This window comes from Actinoplanes sp. OR16 (assembly GCF_004001265.1).
In the GTDB taxonomy this organism is placed as follows: Bacteria; Actinomycetota; Actinomycetes; order Mycobacteriales; family Micromonosporaceae; genus Actinoplanes.
In genome coordinates, this window is record NZ_AP019371.1 from 2,008,220 (window position 1) to 2,033,947 (window position 25,728).

Genomic DNA, 25,728 nt, shown 5'->3' on the forward strand with positions numbered 1-25,728 from the left:
ACCGCTCCTCATCATCAGTCTTCGTAACCGCCATCGATGACCCACGGCGGTCGAAAGTTCCGCCGCCAGCGTAGCCGTCACCGTCCTCATGCCCGCCGACACGCCAGCGGAACCGCCCGCCCCGCCCGGACTAGATCTCGCCGATCTTCTCCGCGCCGAACGCGTCCCGGAGCAGCTGCATGGCGAGCTCCTCACCGCTCTGCCGAGCCGTCTTCTCGTCGAGCACGTCGTCGAGCGGCTCATCCCCCGGGTCGAAGCCCTCGATGACGGCGCCCGGCGCGGGCGGACCGTCGAACTCGGGGTCGTAGGGCGCCTCCTCGGTAGGCGTCCCATCCGACCAGGCGGACCCACCGCCCCCGGCGCTCCCGCCACCGGGCCCGGCCGGCCGCGCGGGCGCACTTCGTCCGCCGGCGGCAGCAGACCGAGCAGCGGCGATCCCACCGCCGGCCACACCACCGCCACGAGCAGCAGCGCGAGCAGCCTCCATCGCAGCCGACCGGCCCGGAGCCTTACCCGCGGGTGCCTTCTGCCCCGAAGCGGGCGCAGAAGGTGCGGCAGAAGGCGCGGCAGAAGGCTTGGACCCGGCCTGGACAGCAGCCGTCGCGGCCATACCAGGCGCGGCCACACCAGGCGCGGTCGATGCGGGCGCGGTCGATGCCGGCACGAACCCGCCGGACGCAGTCGAAGCAGGCGTGGCCGGTGGCGCGGAAGCAGGCGGTGAGGAAACCGGCGGCGCGGAGGCGGGACTCGCGGCAGATTCAGCCGGTGGAGCCGCGGGGGACTCCACCCTGCTCGCGCTCAGTCCGCCACCGGGCTTGGCAGGCTCAGGCCAGTCATCCCCAGCCGGGGCTGCGGCTGCCGGGCGAGGCGCCGCGCCACCCGGGCGCGCAGGCTCAGGCCAATCGGTATCCCCACCGGCCTCCACCCCAGCACCCGAACCACCCGAATCCAGCCGACCCGCAGCTGAGCCACCGGAATCCAGCCGACCCGAATCCAGCCGACCCGAAGCCGAGCCACCCGAAGCCGAGCCGCCCGAAGCCGCGCCACCCCAAGCCGCGCCACCCGAAGCCGAGCCGGCCGAGACCGCGCCACCCGAAGCCGAGCCGGCCGAGACCGGCTGGGCCGCGGTCGTAGCAGGGGGCGCGGGTCGAGCCGCTGCGTGGCTGTCGTCGTCGGCGTCTGCCGGGGCCCGGGACGGCCGCGACGGGCGGGACTCGGTGCGTCCGGTGTTCCGTTCGGGCGCCGACGAGGTGGCCGGCTGGGAGGCGCGGCTCGGGGCGTTCGCCGGCCGGCGGTGAGCCTGCTGATCCCGACCGGCGGGGGAACCGCCGTGTCCGGGAGGAACGTCGCCCACCTCGCAGCGGATCTGCCACTGCCCGCCCAGCGCCTGCCCGAACGCCCCCGAGATCAGCTCCCGGAACGTCATGAACCGCTCGGCATAGCTCGGCCGAGGCGCCCCGAACACGACGGTGTCGCCGTCGACGGTCCCGAGGACGATGCCGGCCTTCTGCATCTTGCCGACCGTCTCGTCGGCGCGGCCGAGGTCGAGCCAGACGGTACGCACCTTCTCGAACCACTCGGCGGCCAGCACCGCCGGATCCGGCGCGGGCGGCGCAGCGGCGGGAACCTCAGCGGGCTCGTCATCCCACGGCGGCTCCTCGTCGTAGCCACCGTCGGCGACGGCGTTCCAGTCGGGTTCCGCCGCGTCACCGGCCACCACCGCACCCGAGGCGGGCACGGCGGACACCGGCGAAGCGGAATCAGGAGCAGCCGAGACCGGAGCGGCAGAAACCGGAACAGCGGAGACCGGCGCAGCAGGCGAGACCGGCGCAGCAGGGGAAACCGGCGCAGCAGGCGAGACCGGCGCAGCAGGGGAAACCGGCGCAGTCGAGGAAACAGGCGCAGCCGGGGAAACAGGCGCGGCGGCCGGAGAGACAGGCGCCGCGGCCGGGCGACCGGGCGGCGTGGCGGTGCGGCGGGCAGCAGCCCGAGCCGCCTCCATCGCGGCAGCCTTGGCACTCCCACCACCGGGCAGGCCCCCACCGATCGGGGCGTCACTCGCGATCACGGGAGCCGCAGGGGACCCGCCGACCGGAGTCTGTGGTGCCCCTAACCCACGGGTGGCGTCTCCGTCAGCGTCGACCGGGGACGGATGCTCACCCCGTACGACGGAAGCTCCTCGCTCCAAACGCTCCAAGCGCTGCAGAAGCGCGCCCGATGAATCGTCGGCGCCGGGCAGCAGCATGCGGGCGGCGATCAGCTCGAGCAGCAGGCGCGGAGCTGTCGTGCCGCGCATCTCGACGAGGCCGTTGGCGACGATGTCGGCACAGCGGGAGAGCGTGGCCGGGCCGAGACGAGTGACCTGGGCGGTCATCGCTTCGAGCTGGTCGGCCGGGCCGTCGATCAGACCCTTCGACACCGCGTCGGGCACCTGCTGCAGGACGATCAGGTCGCGGAACCGCTCGAGCAGGTCGGAGGCGAAGCGGCGCGGGTCGTGGCCGGCCTCGGCGACCCGATCGATCGTCGTGTAGGCCGCGGCGCCGTCGGCCGAGGCGATCGCGTCACACATCTCGTCGAGCAGGGCGGCGTCGGTCACGCCGAGGAGGGAGACGGCGCGGGGGTAGCTGACGCCCTCCGGCCCGGCGCCCGCGATCAGCTGGTCGAGGATCGACAGGGTGTCCCGGGCGCTGCCGCCGCCCGCGCGCACGACCAGCGGGAACACCGCCGGGTCGATCTTGACGCCCTCGGCGTCGCAGAGCTGCTGGAGGTAGGGCCGCAGGGCGGCCGGCGGGATGAGCCGGAACGGGTAGTGGTGGGTCCGCGAGCGGATCGTGCCGAGGACCTTCTCCGGCTCGGTGGTCGCGAAGATGAACTTCACGAACTCCGGCGGCTCCTCGACGAGCTTGAGCAACGCGTTGAAGCCGGCCGACGAGACCATGTGGGCCTCGTCGATCACATAGATCTTGTAGCGGCTGTTCGCCGGGGCGAAGAACGCCTTCTCGCGCAGCTCGCGGGCGTCGTCGACACCACCGTGGCTGGCCGCGTCGATCTCGATGACGTCGATCGAGCCGGCGCCGTCGTTTGCGAGCGACTTGCAGGACATGCAGACGCCGCACGGATCGGGTGTCGGCCCCTGCTCGCAGTTGAGCGAGCGCGCCAGGATCCGGGCGCTCGACGTCTTGCCGCAGCCACGTGGGCCGGAGAAGAGGTATGCGTGGTTGAGCCGACCGCTCCGCAACGCCTGCGACAACGGCTCGGTGACGTGCTCCTGGCCGATGACCTCAGCGAAGGTACGAGGTCGGTACTTCCGATAGAGGGCGAGCGCCACTCCTGCCACCTCCTGACGACCGCGCCATTGTCCGTCGAGGGTCTGACAAGAACAAAACAACGTGCCCCAGGGAATGAAAGGACCCCCCGTGCACCCGTCAGAGCCCGCTTATCCTTGCTGCCTTCCGGCCCTGGGGAGGTTCACGAGATACACGCCGCACGAGGGGCTGGCTCACACCCTACCGGTTGCCCCGCGCGAAGCGGTGGCACCCCCTCCATGAGATCGCCCGCAAACCTCTGTATCCTGGCGCACGGAGGATTCGCCTAGAGGCCTAGGGCGCACGCTTGGAAAGCGTGTTGGGTTAACACCCTCACGAGTTCGAATCTCGTATCCTCCGCCAGCTGACGAAGGCCGGACCCCTCGGGTCCGGCCTTCGTGGTTTCCGGCTGCCGCCCCGCTGCGTGGCACCGCCGCGACGTCTCGTATTGTTCGGCCTGAAAACAGTGCAGACGAGGGTCGGCTCCCGATCGGAGCCGGCCCTCGTCGTCTGTCACTTGATTTTCGAGGCCTTCGACGTGGCGACGCCGTCGAGGTGACCGGTCCGCTTGGCGATCACGGTGAGGGTCAGCTTCTTGCCCTTCCAGGACTTCTTGAGCTTCAGCTTCGACGAGTTGCCGACGACCTTGCCGTTGAGCTTCCAGACGTACTTGTAGGAGGTCGCGGCCGGCGCCCAGGCACCCACCTTCGCCGTCACCGTCTTCCCGTTCTTCACGGTGCCGGAGATCGACGGCTTGGTCTTCGCGACCGGCGCCACTCCCCAGCCCACCGTCACACCTGCGGAGACGGCCGGGGAATTCGCCCGGTGGGCACGCTTGGCGGTGACGGTCACGGTCAGGCGCTTCCCGCGCATCGAGGCGGGGATTTTGTACGACGAACCGGTCGCTCCCTTGATCGCGACCCCGTTGCCGAACCACTGGTAGGAGTAGCCGGTCGCGGCCGGACTCCAGCTCCCGTTCACCACCTTGACGGTGGCGCCGACCCGTGCCGAACCACTGATCGCGGGCGCCTTCGTCAACTTCAGGTACGTGGGATGGATGAGAATCTCGCGCGAGTACCTGCCTCCGGAATTCTTGAACGACGAGACCGTCACCACGTCCCAGTAGCCCGGCGCGGCCCCGGTGATGTCGAAGCGGAGGCTCAGCTCGGTGCGGTCGTTCCGCAGATACCTCACAGTGCCCGGAATCGACGGCTGTCCCGCACGGACCAGCGTCACCCGGTCGGAGAGGTCGAACGAGTTCCCGATCAGGCCCACGGCGCGCGGCTGGTCGTTCATTAGGTCTTCGTACGGCAACACCGCGCTGACCTCGTACGGCCCGGTCTCGCACGGCCCGGGATCGCAGAGCGTCTCGACCTTGAAGGGCAGGTCGCCGGTCACCGATCCGCGCGTGATCAGGAAGATCGCCGGACTGCCGGTGGTGGTGTAGACCGTGCAGACCCGGCCGTTCGACGAGGAGCCGCAGTCCTCCACCGACGTGCCCTCGGCGTCCGGCTGGAAGAGGTGGAGTTCCGGCAGTTCTTCACCACCGGCCGTGTTCGTCATCCAGGTCTTGAAGGAGTGCCGGCTCTGGTCCATCGGGAGCGCCACGCAGACCGCGGTCCGGCCAGCGCCGAGCGTCCCGGTGATCGGCCCGAAGGCGCCGGGAGCACTCGTCCGCTGTAACGGGCACTGCGCGGGCGGCCGGCCGGCGCTGCCGAGATTCCAGACGTTCACGACGTGGTTCAGCGTCCCGTATGACAACGGTGTCAGCACCAGCCGGTAGCCGGTCGATCCGGTCAGCCGGCACGGTCCGACCTGGCAGCTGCTGGTCTTTCCCGCGCTGTCGATGACCCGCAGGGCAGCGCCGCGTACATCGATCCAGTGAATGCTCGACGCCGCGGTGCTGAAGCGCAGACAATGGCGGTCGTCCCGGGCGGTGAACGTCCCGGTTGTGGCCGGACCGCCGACAACGGTCGGGGTGACGATCCGGCAGCTCGCCTCCGGCGGCACGGCGTCGCGCCGGGTGACCCGGAAAGCCGACCCGGTCTTGTTGGTGGTGATCAGCGCGGTGTACGCCTTCGCCACGTCCATCCGGCAGCGCAGCAGATCGTTGATACGCATGGAGGCGGCGGACGTGTACGCCGCGCCGCACACGACCTTCCCGGTGGTGTCCCGGATGTGCAGCGCGGCAAGCGATTCACCGGTCTGCCGGGCGAAGGTGAACGCTTCCACGGCGGCGTGCTTCCCGGCCGGGATCGCGTAGCAGAGGACCTTCCGGTCGCCGGCGAACGTCGCCGTCGTGCTGACGCCCTGCGCCAGCGCCGAACAGCCTGCTCCCAGATCGAGGCGCTGCGCCCGCAGGGCGTAGTCGCCGACCCCTTCCGAGGTGGACGCGGTAAGCAGGACCCGGTACGGCGCCGGCCCGCTCAGCGTGCACTCGGATCGCCCACAGATCACCTCACCGGATCCGTTCACGACGAACCGGCTGGGGTGGACGGCCCCGCCCGTCGTGGACAGCAGCATCAGGGCATCGGACGGGCCGGGCAGTCGCAGGCAGTCGACCTCGCCGACCGCGCCGAGCGAGCCGCGGTACGGCTCGCCGCCGAGGCCCTGATCACCGAGCGCGGCACAACCGGCGGCCTGCAGCGAGGCGAACGTCGTCGTGAAGTCGCGGGCCACGACAGAGCTGCCCCCGATCACTAGCGTGTAGGAGCCTGCTACCGGGAACCGGCACTGTTCGCCGGAGGCACAGACCCGCGCGCCGGCCGGGTCGAAGATCCGCCACGACTCGCCGTCCGGCAGCCGGATGAGGTAGGGCCCGCCGGCCGTGACGGTCAGCGCCCGGCACCGGATCTCGCTCACGACGGCGACCGGAACGGTGTCGTAGAGGGCCGGCGACAGGGTCGGGCAGCCGACCGGATCCGACAGGCTACGGACCTGCGCCCGGGCCTCGCGCGCTACGCCAACGCTGCCCATCAGGAACCGGTAGGGCCCGCTGCCGGGCAGCACACAGCCGTCGTCCAACCCACCGGGGTCCGAGCAGATCCGGGCTCCGGTCGTGTCGGTGATCCAGCCCCACTCGCCGCCGTCCTCGAAGGCGATCACCCGCTCGCCCGGGCGCGCAGTGAACGGCTGGCAGAACAGCTCCAGCCCGGATTCCTGCGGGAACGTGACGGCGGCCTGGTCCCAGGCGGTCGATACGGCCGGGGCGCACCCGTCGTCGCCACTGAGCCGGACGACGGTCACCGCGTAGCTCCTCGCGTACCGGATGCCCTCGGACCGCACGCTCAGCGTGTGGTCGCCGGCGTCCGGTACGAGGCACTCGACGGGGCCGTACCCGCTCCTGCAGACCACCGCGCCGCCGGGTGCGGACAGTGTCCACTCCTCCCAGTCGCTGGAGGTCCGGATCTGGTACCAGCCGGCCGGCGCGGTGAGGGTGTAGCAGACGCTCGCGTCGGGCTCGATCCGGCCGCTCGCGATCTGATCCTCGGCGAGGGCCCCGAAGCCGGCGACCCGGAGCGTGCCGCATGCGGCAGCCGGTTCCACCGTCTCCGCTCGGGCCACGCCCGGCGACCCGATGACAAGTACGAGACCACTCACCAGAGCGGCGATCCAGCGCCTCACGCCATCCCCCGTCAAGATCCTTTCGAAGGATCTTGACAGGCATCGAAACGGAACGCGCCGCCTTCCCATCTGCCGAGAAGAAGCAGGTGGGAGGCGGCGACGGTTCCGTTACGGCCTAGCGTTTGACAGTTACGCTCTTCGTGGTCGACCGGCCGTCGAGGTGACCGGTCCGCTTGGCGATCACCGTGAGCGTCAGCTTCTTGCCCTTCCAGGACTTCTTGAGCTTCAGCTTGGCGGCCTTGCCGACCACCTTGCCGTTGATCCGCCACTCGTACTTGTAGGAGGTGGCCGCGGGAGACCAGGTGCCCACCGAGGCCTTCACCGTCTTACCGGCCTTCACGGTTCCGGTGACCTTCGGCTTCTTCGTGGCCTTCGGGGCGGCGCCGTACCCGACGGTCACCGCCGCCGAGGTCACCGCGGTGTCCGTGTACCCGCTGGCCCGCGCGGTCACGATCACGGCGATGCGCTTACCGCGCAGAGAAGCCGGGATCTTGTACGAGGAACCGGTCGCCCCCTTGATCGCGACCCCGTTGGCGGTCCACTGGTAGCGGACCGACGCCGGCTTCGGGTTGAAGGTCCCGGTGGTGGCCCGCACGGTCAGCCCGACCGCCGCCTTCCCGGTGACCGACGGCTTCGCCTTGACGCCGAGCTTCGGCATCGGCATCACGTTGACCAGGTTGTTCATCTGGCCGGTGCCGGTCTTCGAGTAGGACGTGCCGGCCACGTTCCACCTGCCGGTCGCCGCCTTCGTGAAGTCGGCCTCCACCGTCATGCTCGTGCGGGCCGCCGACACCGAGAGAACCTTGACCGGGATCGCGGCCTGCCCGCTGCGGGTCACCCGTACCGTGTCGCCGGTGTGCAGCGCGGTGCCGGCCAGCGTGAACCGCGCCTTGCGCCCGGCCGTCACGTTGATCTGCTGGGCGGGGTAGAGCGAGTACTCGTCCCCGCCGCACAACCCGGTCAGGCAGGTCGCCCGCACCGTGAACTGGTTCACGGCGGCGTTGCGATGGACGACCATCGCGAGCCGTGCGGTCCCCTTCGTCTTCCCTGCCGCGAATCGGGGCGTGCACACGTACCAGGAATGATCCTGGCTGCAACGCTCCACGGTCCCGTCGTCACTGAGCATGTAAGGGTCCGGCAGGGAGCCGCCGCTGCCCTCGACCGTCACCCGGTAGCGGTCACCGGCGTTCGCCGGCAGGACCTGGCACCACGCCCGAGGAGCGGTACCGGGAAACACGCCGGAGAGCGTGCCGGAGATCGGTCCGAAGCCGTAGGCCACCGAGGCCAGGTGGCTCGCACAGTCGGTGGGGCCGTCCAGGCTCCAGGTCCCGACCCCGTACATCGAGGGCAGGTACGACGTGAGGAAGTACGCCGATGCGCTGACCTGGCAGGAGCTGCCGCACGACGTCAGCTTGCCGTCTTTGCCGAAGTGCAGGATCGTCGGCACGGGCGCCGGATCCGGTTCCGCGCCGCTGGGGTCTTCGGGCCACCAGATCCGATCCGTCGGAATCGCGTTGATCCAGGAGAGTCCGCTGTTGCGGTAGCAGTGGACCTGATCGCGCTCCCTGAGCACGCCCTCGGACTCCCTGCCGCCGAACGTGGTGGCGACCGGGTTCGCACACTTCGCGCCGGTGGCGTCGAGCCGGTTCACCCGGGCGCCGCCGTCGCCGTAGGCGGCCACCACGACCGTGTACTTCGCACCGGGGGCGAAGTCGCAGCCGTAGAACTTCATTGCCGGCACGTTCGTCGACTGGCACGTCGAGGCGCCCGCGGAGTCGTAGACGCGCGCGACCGCGCCACCGGCCAGGGTCAGGATCTCCCGCGCCGCGTGGCCGGCCGGGATGGTGTAGCAGGTGACGAACCGTGCCGAGGAGAACTCGAAGGTCTCCCCGCCCGTCACGCCGAACTCACCGGCCGGCAGCTCCAGGCAACCGGTCTCGCCGGTCATCCGCTGCGCGGCGAGCCGGTACGCGAGACCGCCGGCGGGGATGGCGTCCTGCATCGAGACGATCAGCCGGACCGGCTCGTTCTTCGAGACCTTGCAGCTCGCGCCGAGCACGAGATCCTTGTTGCCACAGCCGGTCGGGCCGGACGGCTGGACCAGCCGCAGGTCGGGCCAGGTCGCACGGTCGCTCTCCGGTAGCGCGACCTGGTAGGCCCCGGCCCCGCCGGACACCTCCAGGCAGTCGATCTGACCGGCGACGGTGCTGGTGCCGGTGTACGCGTCGCCGGTGAAGCCCCGTCCGTCGACCGCCTCGCAGCCGGCCGCGGTGAACGGGATGACCGCCGTGGCGAACGGCACGGTGATCCCGGCGGCGACAAGCGTGTAGACACCCGCCTTCAGATCGCAGTAGCCGCCGGTGCACGCGACCGCGCCGGCCTCGTCGTAGACGGTGTGCCCGTGCCAGTCGTTCTGCTCGTCGATCGCCTCGATGAGGTGCCAGCCGTCCTCTTCCAGGACGATCCGCCGGCAGTCACCGCCGCCGAGCGGCCCGGCCGGCGCGGCGCCGAAGGTTCCCGCCGTCACCTCGGGACAGGCGGCCGGATCGACCGAGTCCGGAAGATCCGCGGTGACGGCCGGGGCCGCCGGCGCTGCCGATGCGGGCAGCGACACCCCGGAGAGGGCGACCGCCAGAGCCGCACCGATTGATATGAGCCATCGCCCCACGACGCCCCCCGCGTGTAAGTCCATCGAGCGCGGAGATCATGTCATGAATATGAACGGCCACCTATAGCCGCGCTGCGGCGATCGCGTCCTCGACTTCCGGGAAGATCGCGAAATAACGGCTCAGGCCGACGGTCTCCAGCAGCTGCGCCAGGAACTGGTCGGCGCCGGCGAAGCTCAGCCACCCGCCCCGCGCGGCGATCACCTGTTTGCTGGTGACGAACGCGCTGAGCCCGACCGAGTCGCAGAACTTGAGCTGGGTGAGGTCGACGACGATCCTCGGCACCGGGCGTTCCAGCAGGCCGGCGAGCGCGGCGTACAGCTGCCCGGCCGTGTCGGCGTCGAGTTCGCCGCACAGCTGGAGTACCGCGATGTCGGATCGGTGTTCGATGACGATGGCCTGCATGGAATCTACGCTAGATCCACATGTTCCCGACACATCGGACAGGACGTGCGTCTGACTTCCCACTGGTGACAAGCGAACGGGCCGGACCCCACAGGGTCCGACCCGTTGCGAAAGGCTGAGCCGTAAACAGTCAAGCGGGGGCGGCACAGCCCAGGCTCCTGGCGCTCCTCAGAGCTCGCGCCACTGCCAGCGTGGACCACGCCACGCGTCGGCCAGGATCATCGCGGATGATCGGCCGGGACACTGCTGCACCTTGGACTTGCCCTCAGGGCCGCCCAGTTGGGCCTCGACCTCCCACATCTCGCCGTCGGTCCGGATGTAGACGTCACGACGCTGGAGACGGAGATCGCCATTCCACCAGTGATACTCAACTCTCACGTGTCAAATCTAGGACAGGTATCGACAGATCTGCGTAGGGCGATCCTCCGGAAGTTCGCCGACGCCCGGTCAGAACCGCATTGTCTGATCCGGTGGATTTGAGTCGCGTGACTTGCGCTACTCCCGACGTCTGAGGGTCGTCCAAGATTCACTACACGGAGTAATTATGGCTCTGACGTGCAGTGAAACCGCGTCGTAACACAAACCAGCGCTGATCATGGAGAACAACCGAACGGACGAGCCGTCGCTCGCATGGACGGGTGATCCCCGCGAAGGCAACGCAGCGTAACAGGCATCGGTCCATAAAAATAGGAAGCCCGACTCTTTCGAGTCGGGCTTCCCGTTGGCGGTGGCGGAGGGATTTGAACCCTCGGAGGGCGTAAACCCTCACACGCTTTCGAGGCGTGCTCCTTAGGCCGCTCGGACACGCCACCGGTACGTACGTTACCGGACGCTTGAACGCGCCTGCCGCCGGGTCACCCATAACCCAGCGGGACCGCGCTGAACTGGCAAGATCGGCGTCATGGACAAGCGAAGCGGAGAAACCTCATGAGCGTGCACATCGGCGGCAAACCGGGCGACATCGCCGAGCGGGTGCTGCTACCCGGCGACCCGATGCGGGCCAAGTGGATCGCCGAGACGTTCCTGGAGGACGCGGTCTGCTACACCCAGGTCCGCGGGATGCTCGGCTTCACGGGCACCTATAAGGGCGAGCGGGTCTCGGTGCAGGGCTCCGGCATGGGCATGCCGTCGGCCTCGATCTACACCCACGAGCTGATCAACGAGTACGGCGTGAAGTCGGTGATCCGGATCGGCTCCTGCGGCGCGCTCGCCATGGACCTGAACCTCGGCGACGTGATCGCCGCGATCGGCTCCTCGACCGACTCGAACATGAACCGCTACCGGTTCGAAGGCGTCGTCGACTACGCGCCGGTGGCCGACTTCGGTCTGCTGCGCACCGCCGTGGAGAAGGCCGAGGCGGCCGGCATCCCGATCCGGGTCGGTCAGATCCTGGCCGGCGACACCTTCTACAACGACCGCCCGGAGCTCTACGACCGGCTCGCCGAGTACGGCGTGCTCGCCGTCGAGATGGAGTCCGCGGCCATCTACACGATCGCGGCCCGCTACGGCGCCAAGGCCCTGACCATCCTGACCGTCAGCGACCACATCAAGCGTGGCGAGGCGATGGACTCGGCCCAGCGCGAGCAGGGCTTCTCGAACATGGTCAAGATCGGCCTGGACACCGCGGTCGCGGGCTGAGAGATCCGGCGGCTCACTTCATCGGAAGAAATCGCGCAGCGTACGAGCGCACTGCTCTTCCAAGACTCCCGAGTAGACCTCGGGGCGATGGTTGAGCCGCCGGTCCCGGATCACGTCCCAGAGCGACCCGGCCGCGCCCGTCTTCGGCTCCCAGGCGCCGAAGACCACCGTCGACACCCGGGCCAGCACCAGCGCGCCGGCGCACATCGTGCACGGCTCCAGCGTCACCACCAGGGTGCAGCCGTCCAGCCGCCACGAGCCGAGCCGCTCGGCGGCCGCCCGGATGACCAGGATCTCGGCGTGCGCCGTCGGGTCGCCGGTGAGTTCCCGTTCGTTGCCGGACGCCGCCAGCTCGGCGCCGTCCGGCCCGAGCAGAACCGCGCCGACCGGCACGTCCTCGGGCGAGGCGGATGCGACGGCGAGAGCCCGCCGCATCCACTCCTCGTGCTGTTCTCGGCGGTTCACGCCTCGCGCAGCTCCTCCATCTCGTCACCGCAGCCGATCTTCTGGCAGATCTCCGCGGTCACGTCGGACGGCAGCATCCCGTCCATGCCACAGAGCGCGAGCAGCCGCTTCGCGCTCACGCCCAGGTCGCCCAGCAGCTCCGCGTCGCCGATCGGGTCGGCGTCCGGCGTCGCTGCCGGACGATCCTCGTCGTCGTCGTCGCGGGCGTTCAGGTCGTCCAGACCGAGCGCGGGCGTCTCCACTTCACCGAGCAGCACCGATCCGACCCTGGACTCCTCGGCGAAGGCCGAGTCGGAACTGAAGACCCTCAGGTCCTCGCCCTCGTCCAGGCGCAGGATCGCGAGGTACTCGTCGTCGCTCTCGACGAACAACACAGCGAGGTCGGCGTCCGGCTCCGCATCGCGCAGCGCGTCCACCACCTCGTCGATGTCGGCCAGGCCACCAAGGTCCAGCTCCGACGCCGTCCACCCGCTCTTCGTCCGGCCGACGGCGGCAGCGAAAATCGACACGATTCCCCCAACGCGGTTCTTATCCTCAGCGCCTGACGGTAGCGGGTAGCTCGGCGGGCGCATCGCGCCACGCCTTGACGTATGACGAAGTCAGTTGGCGGGACGACGGCGCGTGGCGATCAGCTCACGCAGGCGCACACCGCGCATCCGTTGCGACGGGTCCGACTCGCGGACCGTTTTCGCCTGCGCGAGGGCCGCGAGCAGCTCCTGACGGCGGCGGCAGCGCTCGGGGTCGAGCCGTTCTGGCGAGGGGGCCATGAAGCCGAGGGTGACCGCCGTTCCGACGTTCGTCAAGGGTCCATGAGCACTTCGGCAGAGCGGCTTCCGAGCGCGACGAATCGGGCACGAATGGTGGTCGCTCCGGATGCTCAAATGGGGCGAATCACCAGAGCGGCCAGTCGTACGTCGCGATCCACCGCAGCGCCACGAACGTCATCGCGATCGACAGGCCGAGACCGCTCGCCACTGCGACGCCGACCGCCACACCCCGGTCGCCGAGCACGGCGAGGAGCAGCGCCACGAGCCAGGCGCTGACCGCGGCGGCGATGGTCCACCACACGTACGACGCGAGGCCGTTGCCGAGGCTGCCGAACAGGATCAGCCAGACCGCCGCGGAGGCCAGTCCGCTGAGCACCGCGCCGGCCTTCACCGGGTGCGGTTCCCGGTAGAACGGGCGGGAGGCGAGCGGCAGGCGCTCCGGCGACGGAAGGTATCCGGGCGGCGGGGCGGCGGCCCAGGGGCCGAGCCGGTCAGCCATCACGCTCTCCTCTCCACAGCCTGTCGCCCCAGACTATCCAGCGGACGCGGCGAAAGGCCGACGGGCGGTGGTCGCGGGCTTCTGTCAGGATGGCTCGGTGCGTTTCCTCCGTACCCTCTCGGGTCTGACCCTGACGGCCCTGCTGGCCGGATGCGGCGGCGCGGCCGGCGCGGGGTCTCCCGCGACGACGCCGCACTTCGTCGAGCCGACCGGCCCATCGGCGTCAGCCGAAAACAAGCCGGCGGAGAGCGCCTCGCCGGAGAGCACGCCGGAGGCGAGCAAGCCCGCGGAGAGCAAACCGGCCGAGAGCAAACCGGCCGAGAGCAAACCCGCCGAGGTGAAATACGTCTTCCCGGTGGACGCGTCGAACGTCGACTTCCACACGACGCACTCGAAGTACCCGGCGACCGACCTCTTCGTCGACTGCGGCGAGCGGTTCGTCGCCACCACCAGCGGCGTCGTGCTGGAGATCAGCCTCGAGGACGAGTACGTGAAGGGGAAGCCGGACGGCCCGAACAACGGCGGGCTCTCGGTGTCGCTGCTCGGCGACGACGGCGTGCGGTACTACGGCTCGCACCTCAGCAAGGTGCAGTCCGGCATCGAGGCGGGTGTCCGGGTGAAGGCCGGCCAGCTGCTCGGCAAGACCGGCAAGACCGGGAACGCGAACAACGTCTGCCACGTGCACTACGGCATCTCGCCACCGTGCGCGGAGACCGGCGACTGGAAGGTGCGGCGCGGCGTGATCTGGCCGGCGACGTTCCTGAAGTCGTGGCGCAAGGGTGGACAGAAGAGCCCGGTCGCGACGGTCGAGGCCTGGGAGAAGAAGAACGACTGCAAAGCATGAGGATCACCGTCATCGGGCTGGGGCTGATCGGCGGCTCGCTGCTGCGGGCCCTCGACGCCGCCGGGCACGACGTGACCGGTTTCGACGCCGACCCGGCCACCCGTGCGGCGGCCGGTGCGGCGGGTTTTCGGATCGTGGAGTCGGTTGACGCCGCCGCTCGGGGTCCGGAACTGATCGTGTCCGCCGTACCGCTCCCGGTCCTGCCGCAAGTGATCACTCAGCTTGCCGGGACCGACGCCCTGGTGACCGACGTGACCTCGGTGAAAGGTCCCGTCAGGGACCTGATGGCCGCGCACGGGGTGCGTCGTTTCGTGGGTGGGCACCCGATGGCCGGCAAGGAGACCTCGGGATTCGGCGCGGCCGAGAAGGATCTCTTCGACGGCTGCGCGTGGGTGCTCTGCCTGGAGCCACACGACACGGATCTCGACGACTGGCTGACGCTGGCGCGGCTCTTCACCGGCCTCGGTGCGCGCGTGGTGCCGGTGACCGCTTCGGAACACGACACGGCGGTGGCGCAGATCAGCCATGTGCCGCACCTGTTCGCCGCCGCCCTGGCCGAGCAGATCTTGGAAAATCCGCTGGCCGGCACGCTCGGCGCCGGTTCATTCCGGGACGGCACGCGGGTGGCGGCGACCAGACCGGAATTGACCGCGGCGATGTGCGGCGGCAACCACAGTGCCGTGCAACGCGAGCTGCACCGACTTATCGGTGTTCTACAGGATATGTCGGAATCCCTACAGGCCGACGACCCGGTGGGAGCCCTGATCCCGCATCTCAAGCTTGGCGCACAAGCACGTCAGGCCTGGCCCGCCGCACCCGGGCAGCCTTCCACGATCGCCGCAGCGGGCGGCCCCCTCCTGGATCTTGGACGATCCGGCGGCTGGGTGACGGCGGTGAACGACACCGAACTCGTCGTATTACGGCCAGAAACTGACCGCAACGCCTTCTAGCGTGGGTGATGCCCACGAAGAAGGAGTCGCCATGCCCGGTCAAGTCGGTCCCGTCGCCAACGAGCAGGACGGCCTGCTCGCCTACCTCGCCCAGATGCGGTACGTCATCAGGCTGACCGCCTACGGCCTCACCGGCGAGCAGCTGCGGTCCGCTTCGAGCGCGAGCCCGCTCACCGTCGGCGGGTTGATCAAGCACTGCGCCTCGACCGAGGAGTCCTGGATGTCCACGGTCCGCGGCGAGCAGAGGCCGGTCGACTACGGGGCGTACGAGGCCGATTTCGCCCTGGCCGAGGGCGAGACCATCGAGGACGTCTTCGCGCGCTACGACGCCGTCGCCGCCGCCACCGAGAAGACGGTGAGGGACATCGCCGACCTCGACCACCCGATCCCGGTCGACAAGTCGGTGCCGTGGAACCCGAAGGACGTCGACAGCTGGTCGCTGCGCTGGGTCCTGCTGCACCTGATCCAGGAGACCGCGCGCCACGCCGGCCACGCCGACATCATCCGGGAGAGCGTGGACGGCGCGACGGCCTACCCGCTGATGGCCGCCGCCGAGGGCTGGCCGGAGACCGACTGGATGAAGCCCTGGAAGAAGAAGGACTAAAGCTTCTCGCCCCGGTCCAGCCGGATCACCCGGCGGTCGGTGACGATCGCGGTGACCAGGTCGTGCGGGGTGATGTCGAACGCCGGGTTCACCGCGTCGCCGAACGCGGTGACCTCGGCCCCGCCCCGGTCCTCGATCTCCACCTGGTCGCCGCTGGGCGTGTCCGTGTCGACCGTCGACTCCGGCGCCACCACGAGGAACGGGATGCCCGCCCGGCGGGCGCCGAGCGCGTGCGAGTACGACCCGATCTTGTTGATCACATCGCCGTTCGCGCAGATCCGGTCCGCGCCGAGGATCACCGCGTCGATCTCGCCGCGGGCCATCAGGAACGGGCCGGCCGAGTCCACCGCGACCCGGTGTTCGATACCCCATTGGGTCAGCTCCCAGGAGGTGAGCCGGGCGCCCTGCAGCAGCGGGCGCGTCTCGCTGGCGATCACCCCGGCCAGCCGGTCGCGCCGGTGCAGCTCGCCGACCACACCGAGCGCCGTGCCGATGGTGACCGCCGCGAGACCACCGGTGTTGCAGTGGGTGAGCAGCCGGGGGCGTTCCCCGCAGAGCTCCACGACCAGGTCCGCGCCGAGCGCCGCCATCGCCTGCGACGCCGTGATCTCCTCATCCCGGATCGCGCACGCCTCGGCGAGCACCGCTTCCGGGCCGAGGGGCAGCAGCTGGGCGGTGCGTTGCGCTCCGCGGGCCAGGTTCACCGCCGTCGGGCGTGCGGTCTCTATCCTTCGTACGGCGAGAGCGAGCGCCGCCGGATCGTCCTGATGAACCCGGGCCGCCAGCGCCACGCCGAAAGCCCCGGCCACCCCGAGAGCCGGCGCGCCCCGAACCGCCAGCGACTGGATCGCCGCGATCAGCTCCCCCACCGTGTGCAGCCGGAGAACCCGCAGCTCACCGGGGAGCGCCGTCTGATCGATGATCTCGACGGCCCCGTCCACCCAATCGATCGTCCGCATTCTGCCGAGGATAAAGCCCTAGGCTGGCCTGATGGCATCCCGTGACCCGGTCGCCGACCTGCGGCGCATCGCGTTCCTGCTGGAGAGAGCGAACGAGGCGACGTACCGGGTGAAGGCCTTCCGGTCCGCGGCCGCGACCGTCGCGAAGACCCCGCCGGACGAGCTGGCCTCCCGCGCCGAGGCCGGCACCCTGGCGAAGCTGACCGGGATCGGCGAGGTGACCGCCCGCTGCATCACCGAGTCGCTGGCCGGCGAGGAGCCGGTCTACCTGCGCCGGATGGAGAGCACCGAGGGGACCGACGTGCCGGGCGCCGCGACGGCGCTGCGGTCCGCGCTGCGCGGCGACTGCCACGTGCACTCGGACTGGTCGGACGGTGGCTCGCCGATCGAGGAGATGGCGCTGGCCGCGGCCGACCTCGGACACGAATACTTCGTGCTCACCGACCACTCGCCCCGGCTCACCGTGGCCCGCGGGCTGACCCCGGCCCGGCTGCGCCGCCAGCTCGATCACGTGGCGAAACTCAACGAGGCCCTGCCGGAGGGGTTCCGCATCCTCACCGGGATCGAGGTGGACATCCTCGAGGACGGCTCGCTGGACCAGGAGGACGAGCTGCTGGCCCGGCTTGACGTGGTGGTCGGCTCGGTGCACAGCAAGCTGCGTGACGAGTCGCCGCGGATGACCCGGCGGATGGTGACCGCGCTGGCCAACCCGCACCTGGACATCCTCGGGCACATGACCGGCCGCAAGGTGTCGGCGAAGGGCGAGGGCGACGCCGCGCACCGGACCGCGCGCACCCGGCCGCCGTCTACGTTCGACGTGGAGAAGGTGCTGGCCGCCGCGGTGGAGCACGGCAAGGCCATCGAGATCAACTCGCGGCCGGACCGGCTCGACCCGCCGAAGCGGATGCTCACCGTCGCGGTCGAGGCCGGCTGCCTCTTCAGCATCGACACCGACGCGCACGCGCCCGGTCAGCTCGACTGGCTCGGGTTCGGCTGCGAGCGGGCCGCGCTCTGCGACGTACCACCCGAACGGGTCGTGAACACCTGGCCCGCGGATCGCCTGCTCGAGTGGACACGTGGGCACGCCCCGGTCCCGTAGGGTCGGCGAGGTGGGACGAATTGACGAACTCGCCAACCGCTACGTCGACGAGTGGGCCGCTCTCAACCCCACCGGAGCGACGGCGGTCGGCATCTCCGGTTACGACGACAAGACCGACGATCTCTCGCCGGAGGGCTTCGCCGCGCAGGCGGAGCTGACCCGCCGCGTCATCAACGACCTCGACGTGATCGAGCCCGAGCACGAGTCCGAGCAGGTCGCCAAGGACGCCATGATGGAACGCCTCGGGCTGGAGGTCGCGCGCTACGACGCCGGCTTCGCCACCACCGAGGTCAGCGTCATCACCAGCGGCCTGCACGGGCTCCGGATGGTCTTCGACGTGATGCCGGCCGAGGGCGAGGAGGCGCTGTCGAACATCGCCGCCCGGCTGAAGGCCATGCCGAGGGCCCTCGACCAGTACCGCCGCACCCTGCTGGAGGGCGCCGACGCCGGCCAGGTCAGCGCCCGCGCGCAGTACCTCGCGGTCGCCGAGCAGTGCGAGGCGTGGACCGACCCGCAGCGGGACGACTTCTTCCACGGCCTCACCCGCCGGCTGCGGGCCTCCGGCGCGCTCGCGACCGAGCTGCGCCGCGGCGCGGAGGCGGCCACCCAGGCCACCGCCGACTTCGGCCTCTTCCTGCGCGACGAGATGGCGCCGCGCGGACGGGCGAAGGAAGCGGCCGGCCCGGAGCGGTACGAGCTGGCCTCGCAGTATTTCCTCGGCGCGAAGGTGGACCAGGAGGAGACGTACCTCTGGGGCTTCGACGAGCTGTACCGCCTGGAGCAGGAGATGCGCACGGTCTCCGCGGCGATCGCGGGACGGCCCGCGACGATCGACGAGGCAGTGGCGATCCTGGACGCCGACCCGGCTCGCAACATCGGCAGCAAGGAGGAGTTCCGGGACTGGATGCAGGCCCTCTCCGACCACGCGATCACCGAGCTGAACGGCACCCACTTCGACATCGAGCCGCCCGCCCAGAAGCTGGAGTGCTGCCTCACCCCGACCAGCGACGGCGGCATCTACTACACCGGACCGAGCGAGGACTTCTCCCGTCCCGGCCGGATGTGGTGGGCGGTGCCGGAGGGTCAGGGCGGCTTCTCCACCTGGCGCGAGGTCACCACCGTCTATCACGAGGGTGTTCCGGGTCACCATCTGCAGGTGAGCCAGACGCTGCTCCGGGCCGACCTGCTGAACCGCTGGCAGCGGCTGCTCTGCTGGTGTTCCGGCCACGGCGAGGGCTGGGCCCTGTACGCCGAACGCCTCATGGACGACCTGGGTTACCTGACCGACCCCGGCGACCGGCTGGGCATGCTCGACGGCCAGGCCCTGCGCGCGGCCCGGGTGATCGTGGACATCGGCATGCACCTGGAGCTGGTCATCCCGCGGGACAACCCGTTCGGTTTCCACCCGGGTGAGCGGTGGACGCCGGAGCTGGGCTGGGAGTTCCTGCGGGCGCACACCCGGATGCCCGAGGACGTCCTGCGCTTCGAGTGGAAGCGGTACCTGGGCTGGCCGGGACAGGCGCCGTCATACAAGATCGGCGAACGGATCTGGTTACAGGCACGTGACGAAGCAAAGCTCCGCAAAGGCAGTGATTTCGACCTCAAGACGTTCCACCGGGACGCCCTGAACCTGGGCTCGCTCGGGCTCGATCCACTGCGAAAAGCACTGGCCAGGATTTAAGTCATTAGGGTCCCTCCGCACCGAAACGGGACGGAGGGACCCTTCTTTATGTACCGGCTCAATCACTCTGGGTAATTTGCTAGCTCATTGCTATTGAACCGACACTTTCCGTGAATCACAGTCCGGGAAGACGTAACAAATCCGAAGTAGAACTCATATTCACGTCCCGCCCAGGGTGCGGATACGATCTGCGCGGCGCTCGTCACTCGGCCCCCCGAGCCCGCGAAATGGGCATCGGAGCCCCCGTACAGCCGAGTCGGCAGCGTCGCGTATCCCCCGATCAGCCGAGACAACTCTGACCCTTGGAAAGGGGTTTTACGAGGTTTTCTCGGATAGATTGACCCAGATCGGTGCGCCCGCATGACTACTTTCCGTAGTCAATTGATGGCCCATCGCGTGTGCATGGCGGAGGACTAAAGCAATGTCAGTCTCGGTGAACAGCCGGCGAGCCCGTTTACGCTCCGCCCTCGCGGTGGTGCTGACGGTCCTCGTCCTGCTGCCTGCCGCAGCCCTGTTCCTGCGTGTTCTGGACGACAACACCGAGCACCGGGACCGGCTGCAGCTCGAACGGAACGGCGTCGAGTACCTACAGGCACTCTCGCCGCTGGTCAGCGCGCTGGCAGAGTCCCAGTCGTCGGCCCTGCAGGGCGTTCTCGCCGAGCCCGCCTCGCTGACCGCCGCGGTGGCCCGGGTGCAGGGTGTCGACGAGCGCCTCGGTGAGGACCTCGACACCTCGGAGCGCTGGGCCAGCCTGAAGGACAAGATCGGCAAGCTGCCCGGCATCACCGGCGACTCGGCCACCGTCTACGAGGCGCACGTCGAGGTCTCCGACCTGACGCTCGCGCTCTACGACACGGTCCGGGAGAACTCGACGCTGAACCGCGACGAGCAGAGCGACATGTGGTTCCTCCAGCAGGCCGCCGCCGTCGACATGCCCGAGGCCGTCACCGCGGTGAGCCGGATGGGCGACACGGCGAACATGACCGCCGCCGCGAAGGCCAAGCAGAAGGCCGCGCTGAACATCCGCTTCGGCTACGAGGTGCTGACCGTTCAGAACGCCGGTGACGACCTCACCGACAACCTGCAGGCCGCGGTCGAGGACACCGAGAGCCCGACCCTCGCCGGCAACCTGGTCTCCAACCTGAACTCGTTCAAGCGCGGTATCGAGGACGCCAACCGTGGCGCCAACTTCGGTGGCACGCCGAACGTCTCGGCCATGGTGACCGCCCAGAGCACCCTGCAGACCGCCCTCAACGCGCTCTCCGGCGTCGTGCTCAAGGAGATGGACACGCTCCTCGAGGACCGCATCGACTCGCTGAACTACCGCCGCGCCGAGGCCTGGGGCCTGCTCGCGGTCGCCATCGCCCTGATCCTGGTCGCCACCTTCTGGACCCGGGCCCGGGCCCGCCAGTCCGGCGCCGGGATCGACGACGCGCCGGTCCGGGACGTCTCGGTCCAGGGCGACGCCAACCCGTACGCCGCTGCCGCCTACGACCAGGCCCCGCAGTACGGCGAGATCCCCAACTACGGCGGCGGCGACGCTGCGCGGCGGGAGCGTTCCGGTGCTCTTCGGTAAGTTCCGCATCCTGGGCAAGCTGGCCCTGCTGGTGCTCGTACCGCTGCTCGGGGTCGTCGGCCTCAGCATCCCGGTCATCTACGAGCGCATCGACGCAGCCCGCATCGCCCAGGAGACCTCCGACACCGTCGCTCTCGCCACCGAGGTCAGCACCGCCCTGACCGAGCTCCAGGAGGAACGGCTGCTCGCGGTCGGTTACCTGCTGGGCATGGTCGAGCGCCCCACCTTCGTTCTGCAGAGCAGCGAGGCCATCGAGTCGCTGGCCCAGCTCTCCGACGTCGAGGACATGCCGCAGGAGCTCCGCCGTACCATCGCGGGCGCCGCGAAACTGAACGTCACCCGGCAGAACGTGCTCAACAACGCGGTGACGAACATCAGCGCCGTGGTGGAGGACTACAACGAGGTCGTCACCCCGCTGATCGACGGCCTCGGCCTCGCCACCAGCGCCGACCTCACCACCGGCGTCGGCCGCCAGGTCTACGCCCTGGAGCGCGCCATGCGCTCCGACGACCTCATCGGCCAGGCGTCCTGCTACCTCGCCGCCGCTGTGGTCTCCGGCGCGAACCCGCAGGCCGCGAGCCTGCTGCTGAGCGCGTTCAGCGCGACCTTCAGCCAGATCGAGTCGATCATCACGAGCTCGAAGGTCTACTTCACCGACGCGCAGTACAAGCTCTACATCAACACCCAGGACGCGTTCCGGTCCCGGGTGGGCAGCGAGTTCCAGGCAGCGCTCACCACGAACCCGACCCAGGCACTCAAGAGCCTCGAGGTCAAGACGCTGTTCCCGTCGCTGCAGTCGGTCACCGTCCTCGGTAGCTTCGTCGAGAAGCGCGTGGCCAAGGACGTGGACATCATCACCAGCACCAACCGGGAGAGCGCCATCCGGCAGGCTCTCCTCATCGGTGGTGGCTCGTTCCTGCTGCTGATCCTGGTGATCACGCTCAGCATCTTCATGGCCCGCGCGGTCGCCCGGCCGCTGCGCCGCCTGACCGTCTCCGCCGACCGCATCGCCCGGGCCGCCGAGTCCGAGCTCGAACGTGTGGCGGACGACGAGACCGAGGCCCAGGTCCGCCCGATCCGACTCGACGCGGTCGACGTGGAGGCCCAGGACGAGATCGGTGACCTGGCCCGCGCGTTCGACCGGGTGCAGACCACCGCCGCCCGGCTGGTGGAACGCCAGGTGGTCGGCCGCCGTAACACCGCCCAGATGTTCGGCCACGTCGGCCGGCGTACGCAGAACCTGGTCGGCCGCCAGCTGTCTCTGATCGACTCCCTGGAGCGCAAGGAGACCGACAGCGACCGCCTGCGCGAGCTCTACCGGCTGGACCACATGTCCAGCCGTCTGCGCCGGAACGCGTCCGCGCTGGTCGTGCTCTCCGGTGGCGCCGGCGCGAACGAGCACATGGCCCCGCTGCCCCTCTCCGACGTCGTTCGTCTCGCCCTCGGTGAGATCGAGGACTACACCCGCGTCGAGGTCGACGTGCCGGAGGAGATCGTGGTGGCGCCGGCCGTCCTGGCCGACCTCACCCTGCTCCTCGCCGAACTGCTGGAGAACTCCACGGCGTTCTCCCCGCCGCACACCACGGTGACCGTCTCCGCCGAGGAACTGCGCGGCGGCGCCCGGCTCGCGATCATCGACCACGGCCTGGGTCTCGCGCCCGAGCGTCTGGCCGAGGAGAACGCCCGACTCACCCGTCGTGAGCGCCTCGACCTGGCGCCCACCGAGGTTCTCGGCCTCTTCGTGGTCGGCCGTCTGGCCCGCCGGCACGGCATCGAGGTCACCCTGACCGACACCCCGGACGGCGGTCTGACCGCCTGGGTCGACCTCAACCCGTCGCACCTGATCGCCCGGGTCGAGAACCTGAGCGCGGCGCCGGCGCCGGCCTTCCCGTCGCAGCCCGAGGTTCCGCAGATCCAGGCGCCGCAGTACCAGGAAGCCTCGTACCAGGAAGCCCAGTACCAGGACCAGTACCAGCGGCAGGACCAGTTCCAGACCGAGCGGTTCCAGGCCCCGGCGGCTCCGGCCTACTCCGCCGCGCTGCGTGGCCACACCACCGAGGTGGCGATCACCAGCGCCGGTGTCCGGCAGGTTCCGGGCAGTGCCCAGCCGTTCGACCCGAACGTGCTGAGCCGTGCCACGCAGACGCTGGAGACCGGTCACTCCTGGAACGCGTTCGCGCCGCAGCCGGTCTCCCCGGCCGTCGACGACAGCGCTCCGGTCTACGACGCCGAGCCGATCTACTCGCCCGGTGTCGCCTACCAGGAGCCGGCCGCCCCGGTCTACGCCGAGCCGATCCCGACGTACGACATGGGCATCCCGGTCGCCGGCCGCATCCCGGCCGCGCTGCCGGAGCTGCCGTCCGCGCCGTCGGCCGGAGGCAACTGGAACAACGAGTCCCCGGTCCAGCCCAGCTGGAACGATGCACAGCCGGCGTGGAACGCCGTGGAGGCACCGATGGCTTCGGCCATTCCCCCGGAGGCCCCCCAGCTTCCTCAGCAACGCACCGCGGACAACTTCGGGCACTCTCCGGTAGCCGGCCCCGAGCCCGTCCACAACGGACACAACGGCAACGGGCACAACGGCCACAACGGGTCCAACGGGTCCAACGGCGGTCCCGCTCCGCTGCGCCGCCGGGTTCCCGGCAGCCAGCTCCCGGCCGAGTCCGGTCCGCAGAAGCACGCCGCGGCGCCGTCCGCGGATGACGCGCTCGCCGCTCGCGCCGCCTTCGACGCGTTCGAAGCCGGTGTGAGTCAGGCGCAGTTCGACGCGGGCACCACCAGCACCTCGATGCCCGCGCCCCAGGTCAGCCAGCCGGAATGGAATGTTCCGAGCACGCCGTCCTGGGACACGCCGGCTCCGGCCGCCGCCCCGACGTGGAACACCCCGGTTGCCGCCCCGGCGCCTCCCGCGCCGCCGGCTCCACCGACCACGCCGGGCAGCACCCCGCTGACTCGTCGCGTACCCGGCGCCACCCTGCCGAGTGACGAGCCGCACCGTCCGACCCCGCCTCCGGCCCCGGCACAGCTGGACCCGGAAGCCGCGCGGGCTCTGATGGATCAGTTCGAGTACGGAGTCGCGCTCGCTCTGAATGAAAGCCAGCCACAACACGAGGGACAACCGCGATGACTTCCCCCTACGCCGCCGCACAAAGTCAGCTCAGTGCCGAAGCCAAGACCTTCAACTGGCTGCTGGACTCCTTCACCTCCGGTACAGCGGGTGTGATCGAGGCCATCGCGGTCTCCTCCGACGGCCTGCTGATGGCCATGTCCGCGATCAAGGACCGGCCCAACGCCGAGCGCCTCGCGGCCGTGGTCTCCGGCCTGACCAGCCTCGCCGGCGGCGCCGCGAGCTGGTACCGGCTGGGTGCCCTGAACCGGGTCATCATCGACATGGCCGACGGATACCTGCTGGTCACCGCGATCAGCGCCGGCTCGGTCCTCGGTGTCATCGCCGACCGCAGCGCGAACCTCGGCACCCTGGCGTACGAGATGACGCTCTTCGCCACCCGTGCCGGTGGCGCTCTCAGCCCCCGCCTCATCGCCGAGCTCAAGAACGCCGTCCAGCAATGACCTACCCGGACCCCGACGACGCAGTACCACCGGCGCGGCCCGGGATCCGGCCCTTCCTGCAATCCGGTCCGCAGCACTCGACCGGCGGCTACACCCCCACCGGGGAGCACCCGCCGGTCGAGACGTCGACCAATGCTCTGCGCCCGTTCGTCATCACGTCCGGGCGGACCGATGGAGGCGACCCCGACATCGGTATGGAAACTCAGGTGACGGTGGTGCACGGCGCGCCACCGTCGCGGCTATCTCCGGAAACCAGGGCGATCGTGTCTCTCTGCGAAGAGAGCCCGATCTCGGTCGCTGAGATCTCCGCTCGGCTGCGCCTGCACCTGGGCGTCACCCGAATCCTCGTCGGTGACCTGCGGGCCACCGGCCAACTGGACGTCCATGTCCTGGAAAACGACACACCTGACCCCGAGACCATCATGCGAGTGATCCGTGGACTTCGATCCATCAGCTAACCGCGTCGTCGGTACCGCGCGCATACCCGGCGCTCCCGCGCCCAAGAAGGCGCCGGTCCCGGTAAAGATCATCGTGGCCGGCGGCTTCGGTGTCGGTAAGACCACGACGGTCGGCGCCATCTCAGAGATCTCGCCGTTGACCACCGAGGCCGAGATGACCTCGGAGTCCGTTGGTATCGACGACCCCGGTCAGGCGACGATGAAGACGGGCACGACCGTCGCCATGGACTTCGGTGTTCTCACCATCGACCAGACGCTCAAGCTCTACATCTTCGGCACGCCGGGCCAGACCCGGTTCGCCTTCATGTGGGACGACCTCGTCAAGGGTGCTCTCGGCGCCCTGGTTGTGGTAGATACCAACCGAATAGACGACTGTTATCCGGCTGTCGACTATTTCGAGCGCGCTGGGCTTCCGTTCGTCGTCGGCATCAACACCTTCAACGGGCAGATGAGCTACAGCGTCGACGAGGTTCGCTGGGCGCTGGCGGTCCGTGAGGACGTGCCTGTGGTCTCCTTCGACGCGCGTTTCCGCGCCTCGGTGCGGGACGCCCTGCTCGTCGTCCTGGACCAGGCGCTCGACAAGGCGATCCGGATGAAGACGTCGTAGTGTGTGCGCGG

Annotated in this window: 21 protein-coding genes, 2 tRNA genes and 1 other RNA gene; 12 read left to right on the forward strand and 12 right to left on the reverse strand. The window is 69.7% G+C overall.

What is annotated here, in order from left to right; translation table 11 throughout:
• Nucleotides 1-130: 130 nt before the first annotated feature.
• Nucleotides 131-3,328 carry a DNA polymerase III subunit gamma and tau gene (locus EP757_RS09300; RefSeq protein ID WP_127543910.1) on the reverse strand — a complete coding sequence of 1,066 codons (3,198 nt, stop codon included), beginning with the start codon at nucleotides 3,326-3,328 and terminating at the stop codon, nucleotides 131-133.
• A 74-nt stretch (nucleotides 3,329-3,402) separates the two neighbouring features.
• Nucleotides 3,403-3,499: signal recognition particle sRNA small type (ffs, locus tag EP757_RS09305), an RNA gene on the reverse strand.
• 81 nt (nucleotides 3,500-3,580) lie between these two features.
• Between ffs and EP757_RS09310 the strand changes: the two genes are divergently transcribed.
• Nucleotides 3,581-3,668 (forward strand) — tRNA-Ser (locus tag EP757_RS09310).
• Between the two features lie 150 nt (nucleotides 3,669-3,818).
• Here the strand turns inward: EP757_RS09310 and EP757_RS09315 are convergent.
• From EP757_RS09315 to EP757_RS09335, 5 genes are all read right to left on the reverse strand, one after another.
• Nucleotides 3,819-6,929 (reverse strand): hypothetical protein, encoded by a 3,111-nt coding sequence (locus EP757_RS09315; protein WP_127543912.1) that lies wholly within the window; start codon nucleotides 6,927-6,929, stop codon nucleotides 3,819-3,821.
• Between the two features lie 115 nt (nucleotides 6,930-7,044).
• Nucleotides 7,045-9,597: a hypothetical protein gene (locus EP757_RS09320; RefSeq protein ID WP_127543913.1), complete on the reverse strand. Its 2,553-nt coding sequence runs from the start codon at nucleotides 9,595-9,597 to the stop codon at nucleotides 7,045-7,047.
• A 61-nt stretch (nucleotides 9,598-9,658) separates the two neighbouring features.
• A complete protein-coding gene (locus EP757_RS09325) occupies nucleotides 9,659-10,000 on the reverse strand; it encodes an STAS domain-containing protein (protein WP_127543915.1) in 342 nt (113 codons plus the stop codon).
• A gap of 168 nt (nucleotides 10,001-10,168) precedes the next feature.
• Nucleotides 10,169-10,378: a hypothetical protein gene (locus EP757_RS09330; RefSeq protein ID WP_127543917.1), complete on the reverse strand. Its 210-nt coding sequence runs from the start codon at nucleotides 10,376-10,378 to the stop codon at nucleotides 10,169-10,171.
• Nucleotides 10,379-10,722: 344 nt separating this feature from the next.
• Nucleotides 10,723-10,812 (reverse strand) — tRNA-Ser (locus tag EP757_RS09335).
• A 115-nt stretch (nucleotides 10,813-10,927) separates the two neighbouring features.
• Here EP757_RS09335 and deoD point away from each other — a divergent pair.
• Nucleotides 10,928-11,638 carry a purine-nucleoside phosphorylase gene (gene deoD / locus EP757_RS09340; RefSeq protein ID WP_127543919.1) on the forward strand — a complete coding sequence of 237 codons (711 nt, stop codon included), beginning with the start codon at nucleotides 10,928-10,930 and terminating at the stop codon, nucleotides 11,636-11,638.
• Nucleotides 11,639-11,656: 18 nt separating this feature from the next.
• Here the strand turns inward: deoD and EP757_RS09345 are convergent, their stop codons facing one another.
• From EP757_RS09345 to EP757_RS09360, 4 genes are all read right to left on the reverse strand, one after another.
• Nucleotides 11,657-12,103 (reverse strand): nucleoside deaminase, encoded by a 447-nt coding sequence (locus tag EP757_RS09345; RefSeq protein ID WP_127543921.1) that lies wholly within the window; start codon nucleotides 12,101-12,103, stop codon nucleotides 11,657-11,659.
• A complete protein-coding gene (locus EP757_RS09350; protein WP_127543922.1) occupies nucleotides 12,100-12,612 on the reverse strand; it encodes a tRNA adenosine deaminase-associated protein in 513 nt (170 codons plus the stop codon). The genes EP757_RS09345 and EP757_RS09350 overlap by 4 nt, the downstream gene beginning before the upstream one ends.
• Before the next feature lie 90 nt (nucleotides 12,613-12,702).
• On the reverse strand, nucleotides 12,703-12,906 hold the full coding sequence (locus EP757_RS09355) for a hypothetical protein (protein WP_127543924.1): 204 nt from the start codon (nucleotides 12,904-12,906) through the stop codon (nucleotides 12,703-12,705).
• A gap of 88 nt (nucleotides 12,907-12,994) precedes the next feature.
• Nucleotides 12,995-13,369 (reverse strand): hypothetical protein, encoded by a 375-nt coding sequence (locus tag EP757_RS09360; RefSeq protein WP_232050431.1) that lies wholly within the window; start codon nucleotides 13,367-13,369, stop codon nucleotides 12,995-12,997.
• Between the two features lie 97 nt (nucleotides 13,370-13,466).
• On the opposite strand from EP757_RS09360, the gene EP757_RS09365 reads away from it, so the two are divergent.
• The 3 genes from EP757_RS09365 to EP757_RS09375 are packed head-to-tail and all read left to right on the forward strand — an operon-like array spanning nucleotide 13,467 to nucleotide 15,767.
• Nucleotides 13,467-14,213, forward strand: a complete 747-nt coding sequence (locus EP757_RS09365) for a M23 family metallopeptidase (RefSeq protein WP_127543926.1) — start codon at nucleotides 13,467-13,469, stop codon at nucleotides 14,211-14,213.
• Nucleotides 14,138-15,163, forward strand: a complete 1,026-nt coding sequence (locus EP757_RS09370; protein ID WP_232050432.1) for a prephenate dehydrogenase/arogenate dehydrogenase family protein — start codon at nucleotides 14,138-14,140, stop codon at nucleotides 15,161-15,163. Before EP757_RS09365 ends, EP757_RS09370 begins: the two co-directional genes overlap by 76 nt.
• A gap of 31 nt (nucleotides 15,164-15,194) precedes the next feature.
• Nucleotides 15,195-15,767, forward strand: a complete 573-nt coding sequence (locus tag EP757_RS09375; RefSeq protein WP_127543928.1) for a DinB family protein — start codon at nucleotides 15,195-15,197, stop codon at nucleotides 15,765-15,767.
• Here the strand turns inward: EP757_RS09375 and mtnA are convergent.
• Nucleotides 15,764-16,726, reverse strand: coding sequence for an S-methyl-5-thioribose-1-phosphate isomerase (gene mtnA / locus EP757_RS09380; protein ID WP_127543930.1), 963 nt, complete (start codon nucleotides 16,724-16,726; stop codon nucleotides 15,764-15,766). The genes EP757_RS09375 and mtnA overlap by 4 nt on opposite strands.
• 31 nt (nucleotides 16,727-16,757) lie before the next feature.
• Between mtnA and EP757_RS09385 the strand changes: the two genes are divergently transcribed.
• The 7 genes from EP757_RS09385 (at nucleotide 16,758) to EP757_RS09415 (ending at nucleotide 25,717) form a co-directional block, all read left to right on the forward strand.
• Nucleotides 16,758-17,825 carry a PHP domain-containing protein gene (locus EP757_RS09385; RefSeq protein WP_127543932.1) on the forward strand — a complete coding sequence of 356 codons (1,068 nt, stop codon included), beginning with the start codon at nucleotides 16,758-16,760 and terminating at the stop codon, nucleotides 17,823-17,825.
• A 10-nt stretch (nucleotides 17,826-17,835) separates the two neighbouring features.
• Nucleotides 17,836-19,506 (forward strand): DUF885 domain-containing protein, encoded by a 1,671-nt coding sequence (locus tag EP757_RS09390; protein WP_127543934.1) that lies wholly within the window; start codon nucleotides 17,836-17,838, stop codon nucleotides 19,504-19,506.
• A 421-nt stretch (nucleotides 19,507-19,927) separates the two neighbouring features.
• Entirely contained in the window at nucleotides 19,928-21,082 is a 1,155-nt protein-coding gene (locus tag EP757_RS09395) for a hypothetical protein (RefSeq protein ID WP_232050433.1), read from the forward strand.
• The gene (locus EP757_RS09400) at nucleotides 21,069-24,209 is read left to right on the forward strand and encodes a nitrate- and nitrite sensing domain-containing protein (RefSeq protein ID WP_127543936.1); all 3,141 of its coding nucleotides are present in this window, start codon (nucleotides 21,069-21,071) and stop codon (nucleotides 24,207-24,209) included. The genes EP757_RS09395 and EP757_RS09400 overlap by 14 nt, the downstream gene beginning before the upstream one ends.
• Nucleotides 24,206-24,652, forward strand: coding sequence for a roadblock/LC7 domain-containing protein (locus EP757_RS09405; protein ID WP_014447974.1), 447 nt, complete (start codon nucleotides 24,206-24,208; stop codon nucleotides 24,650-24,652). Before EP757_RS09400 ends, EP757_RS09405 begins: the two co-directional genes overlap by 4 nt.
• Nucleotides 24,649-25,110, forward strand: a complete 462-nt coding sequence (locus EP757_RS09410; RefSeq protein ID WP_127543938.1) for a DUF742 domain-containing protein — start codon at nucleotides 24,649-24,651, stop codon at nucleotides 25,108-25,110. The genes EP757_RS09405 and EP757_RS09410 overlap by 4 nt, the downstream gene beginning before the upstream one ends.
• Nucleotides 25,088-25,717 carry an ATP/GTP-binding protein gene (locus EP757_RS09415; RefSeq protein ID WP_127543940.1) on the forward strand — a complete coding sequence of 210 codons (630 nt, stop codon included), beginning with the start codon at nucleotides 25,088-25,090 and terminating at the stop codon, nucleotides 25,715-25,717. Before EP757_RS09410 ends, EP757_RS09415 begins: the two co-directional genes overlap by 23 nt.
• The last annotated feature ends 11 nt before the right edge of the window (nucleotides 25,718-25,728 follow it).

Bases quoted from the DNA above. Each gene is read 5' to 3' on its own strand.
- EP757_RS09385 (WP_127543932.1), top strand. From the start codon at position 16,758: ATGGCATCCCGTGACCCGGTCGCCGACCTGCGGCGCATCGCGTTCCTG.
- EP757_RS09325 (WP_127543915.1), bottom strand. From the start codon at position 10,000: ATGCAGGCCATCGTCATCGAACACCGATCCGACATCGCGGTACTCCAG.
- EP757_RS09395 (WP_232050433.1), top strand. From the start codon at position 19,928: ATGTCAGTCTCGGTGAACAGCCGGCGAGCCCGTTTACGCTCCGCCCTC.
- EP757_RS09375 (WP_127543928.1), top strand. From the start codon at position 15,195: ATGCCCGGTCAAGTCGGTCCCGTCGCCAACGAGCAGGACGGCCTGCTC.
- EP757_RS09410 (WP_127543938.1), top strand. From the start codon at position 24,649: ATGACCTACCCGGACCCCGACGACGCAGTACCACCGGCGCGGCCCGGG.
- mtnA (WP_127543930.1), bottom strand. From the start codon at position 16,726: ATGCGGACGATCGATTGGGTGGACGGGGCCGTCGAGATCATCGATCAG.
- deoD (WP_127543919.1), top strand. From the start codon at position 10,928: ATGAGCGTGCACATCGGCGGCAAACCGGGCGACATCGCCGAGCGGGTG.
- EP757_RS09360 (WP_232050431.1), bottom strand. From the start codon at position 13,369: ATGGCTGACCGGCTCGGCCCCTGGGCCGCCGCCCCGCCGCCCGGATAC.
- EP757_RS09405 (WP_014447974.1), top strand. From the start codon at position 24,206: ATGACTTCCCCCTACGCCGCCGCACAAAGTCAGCTCAGTGCCGAAGCC.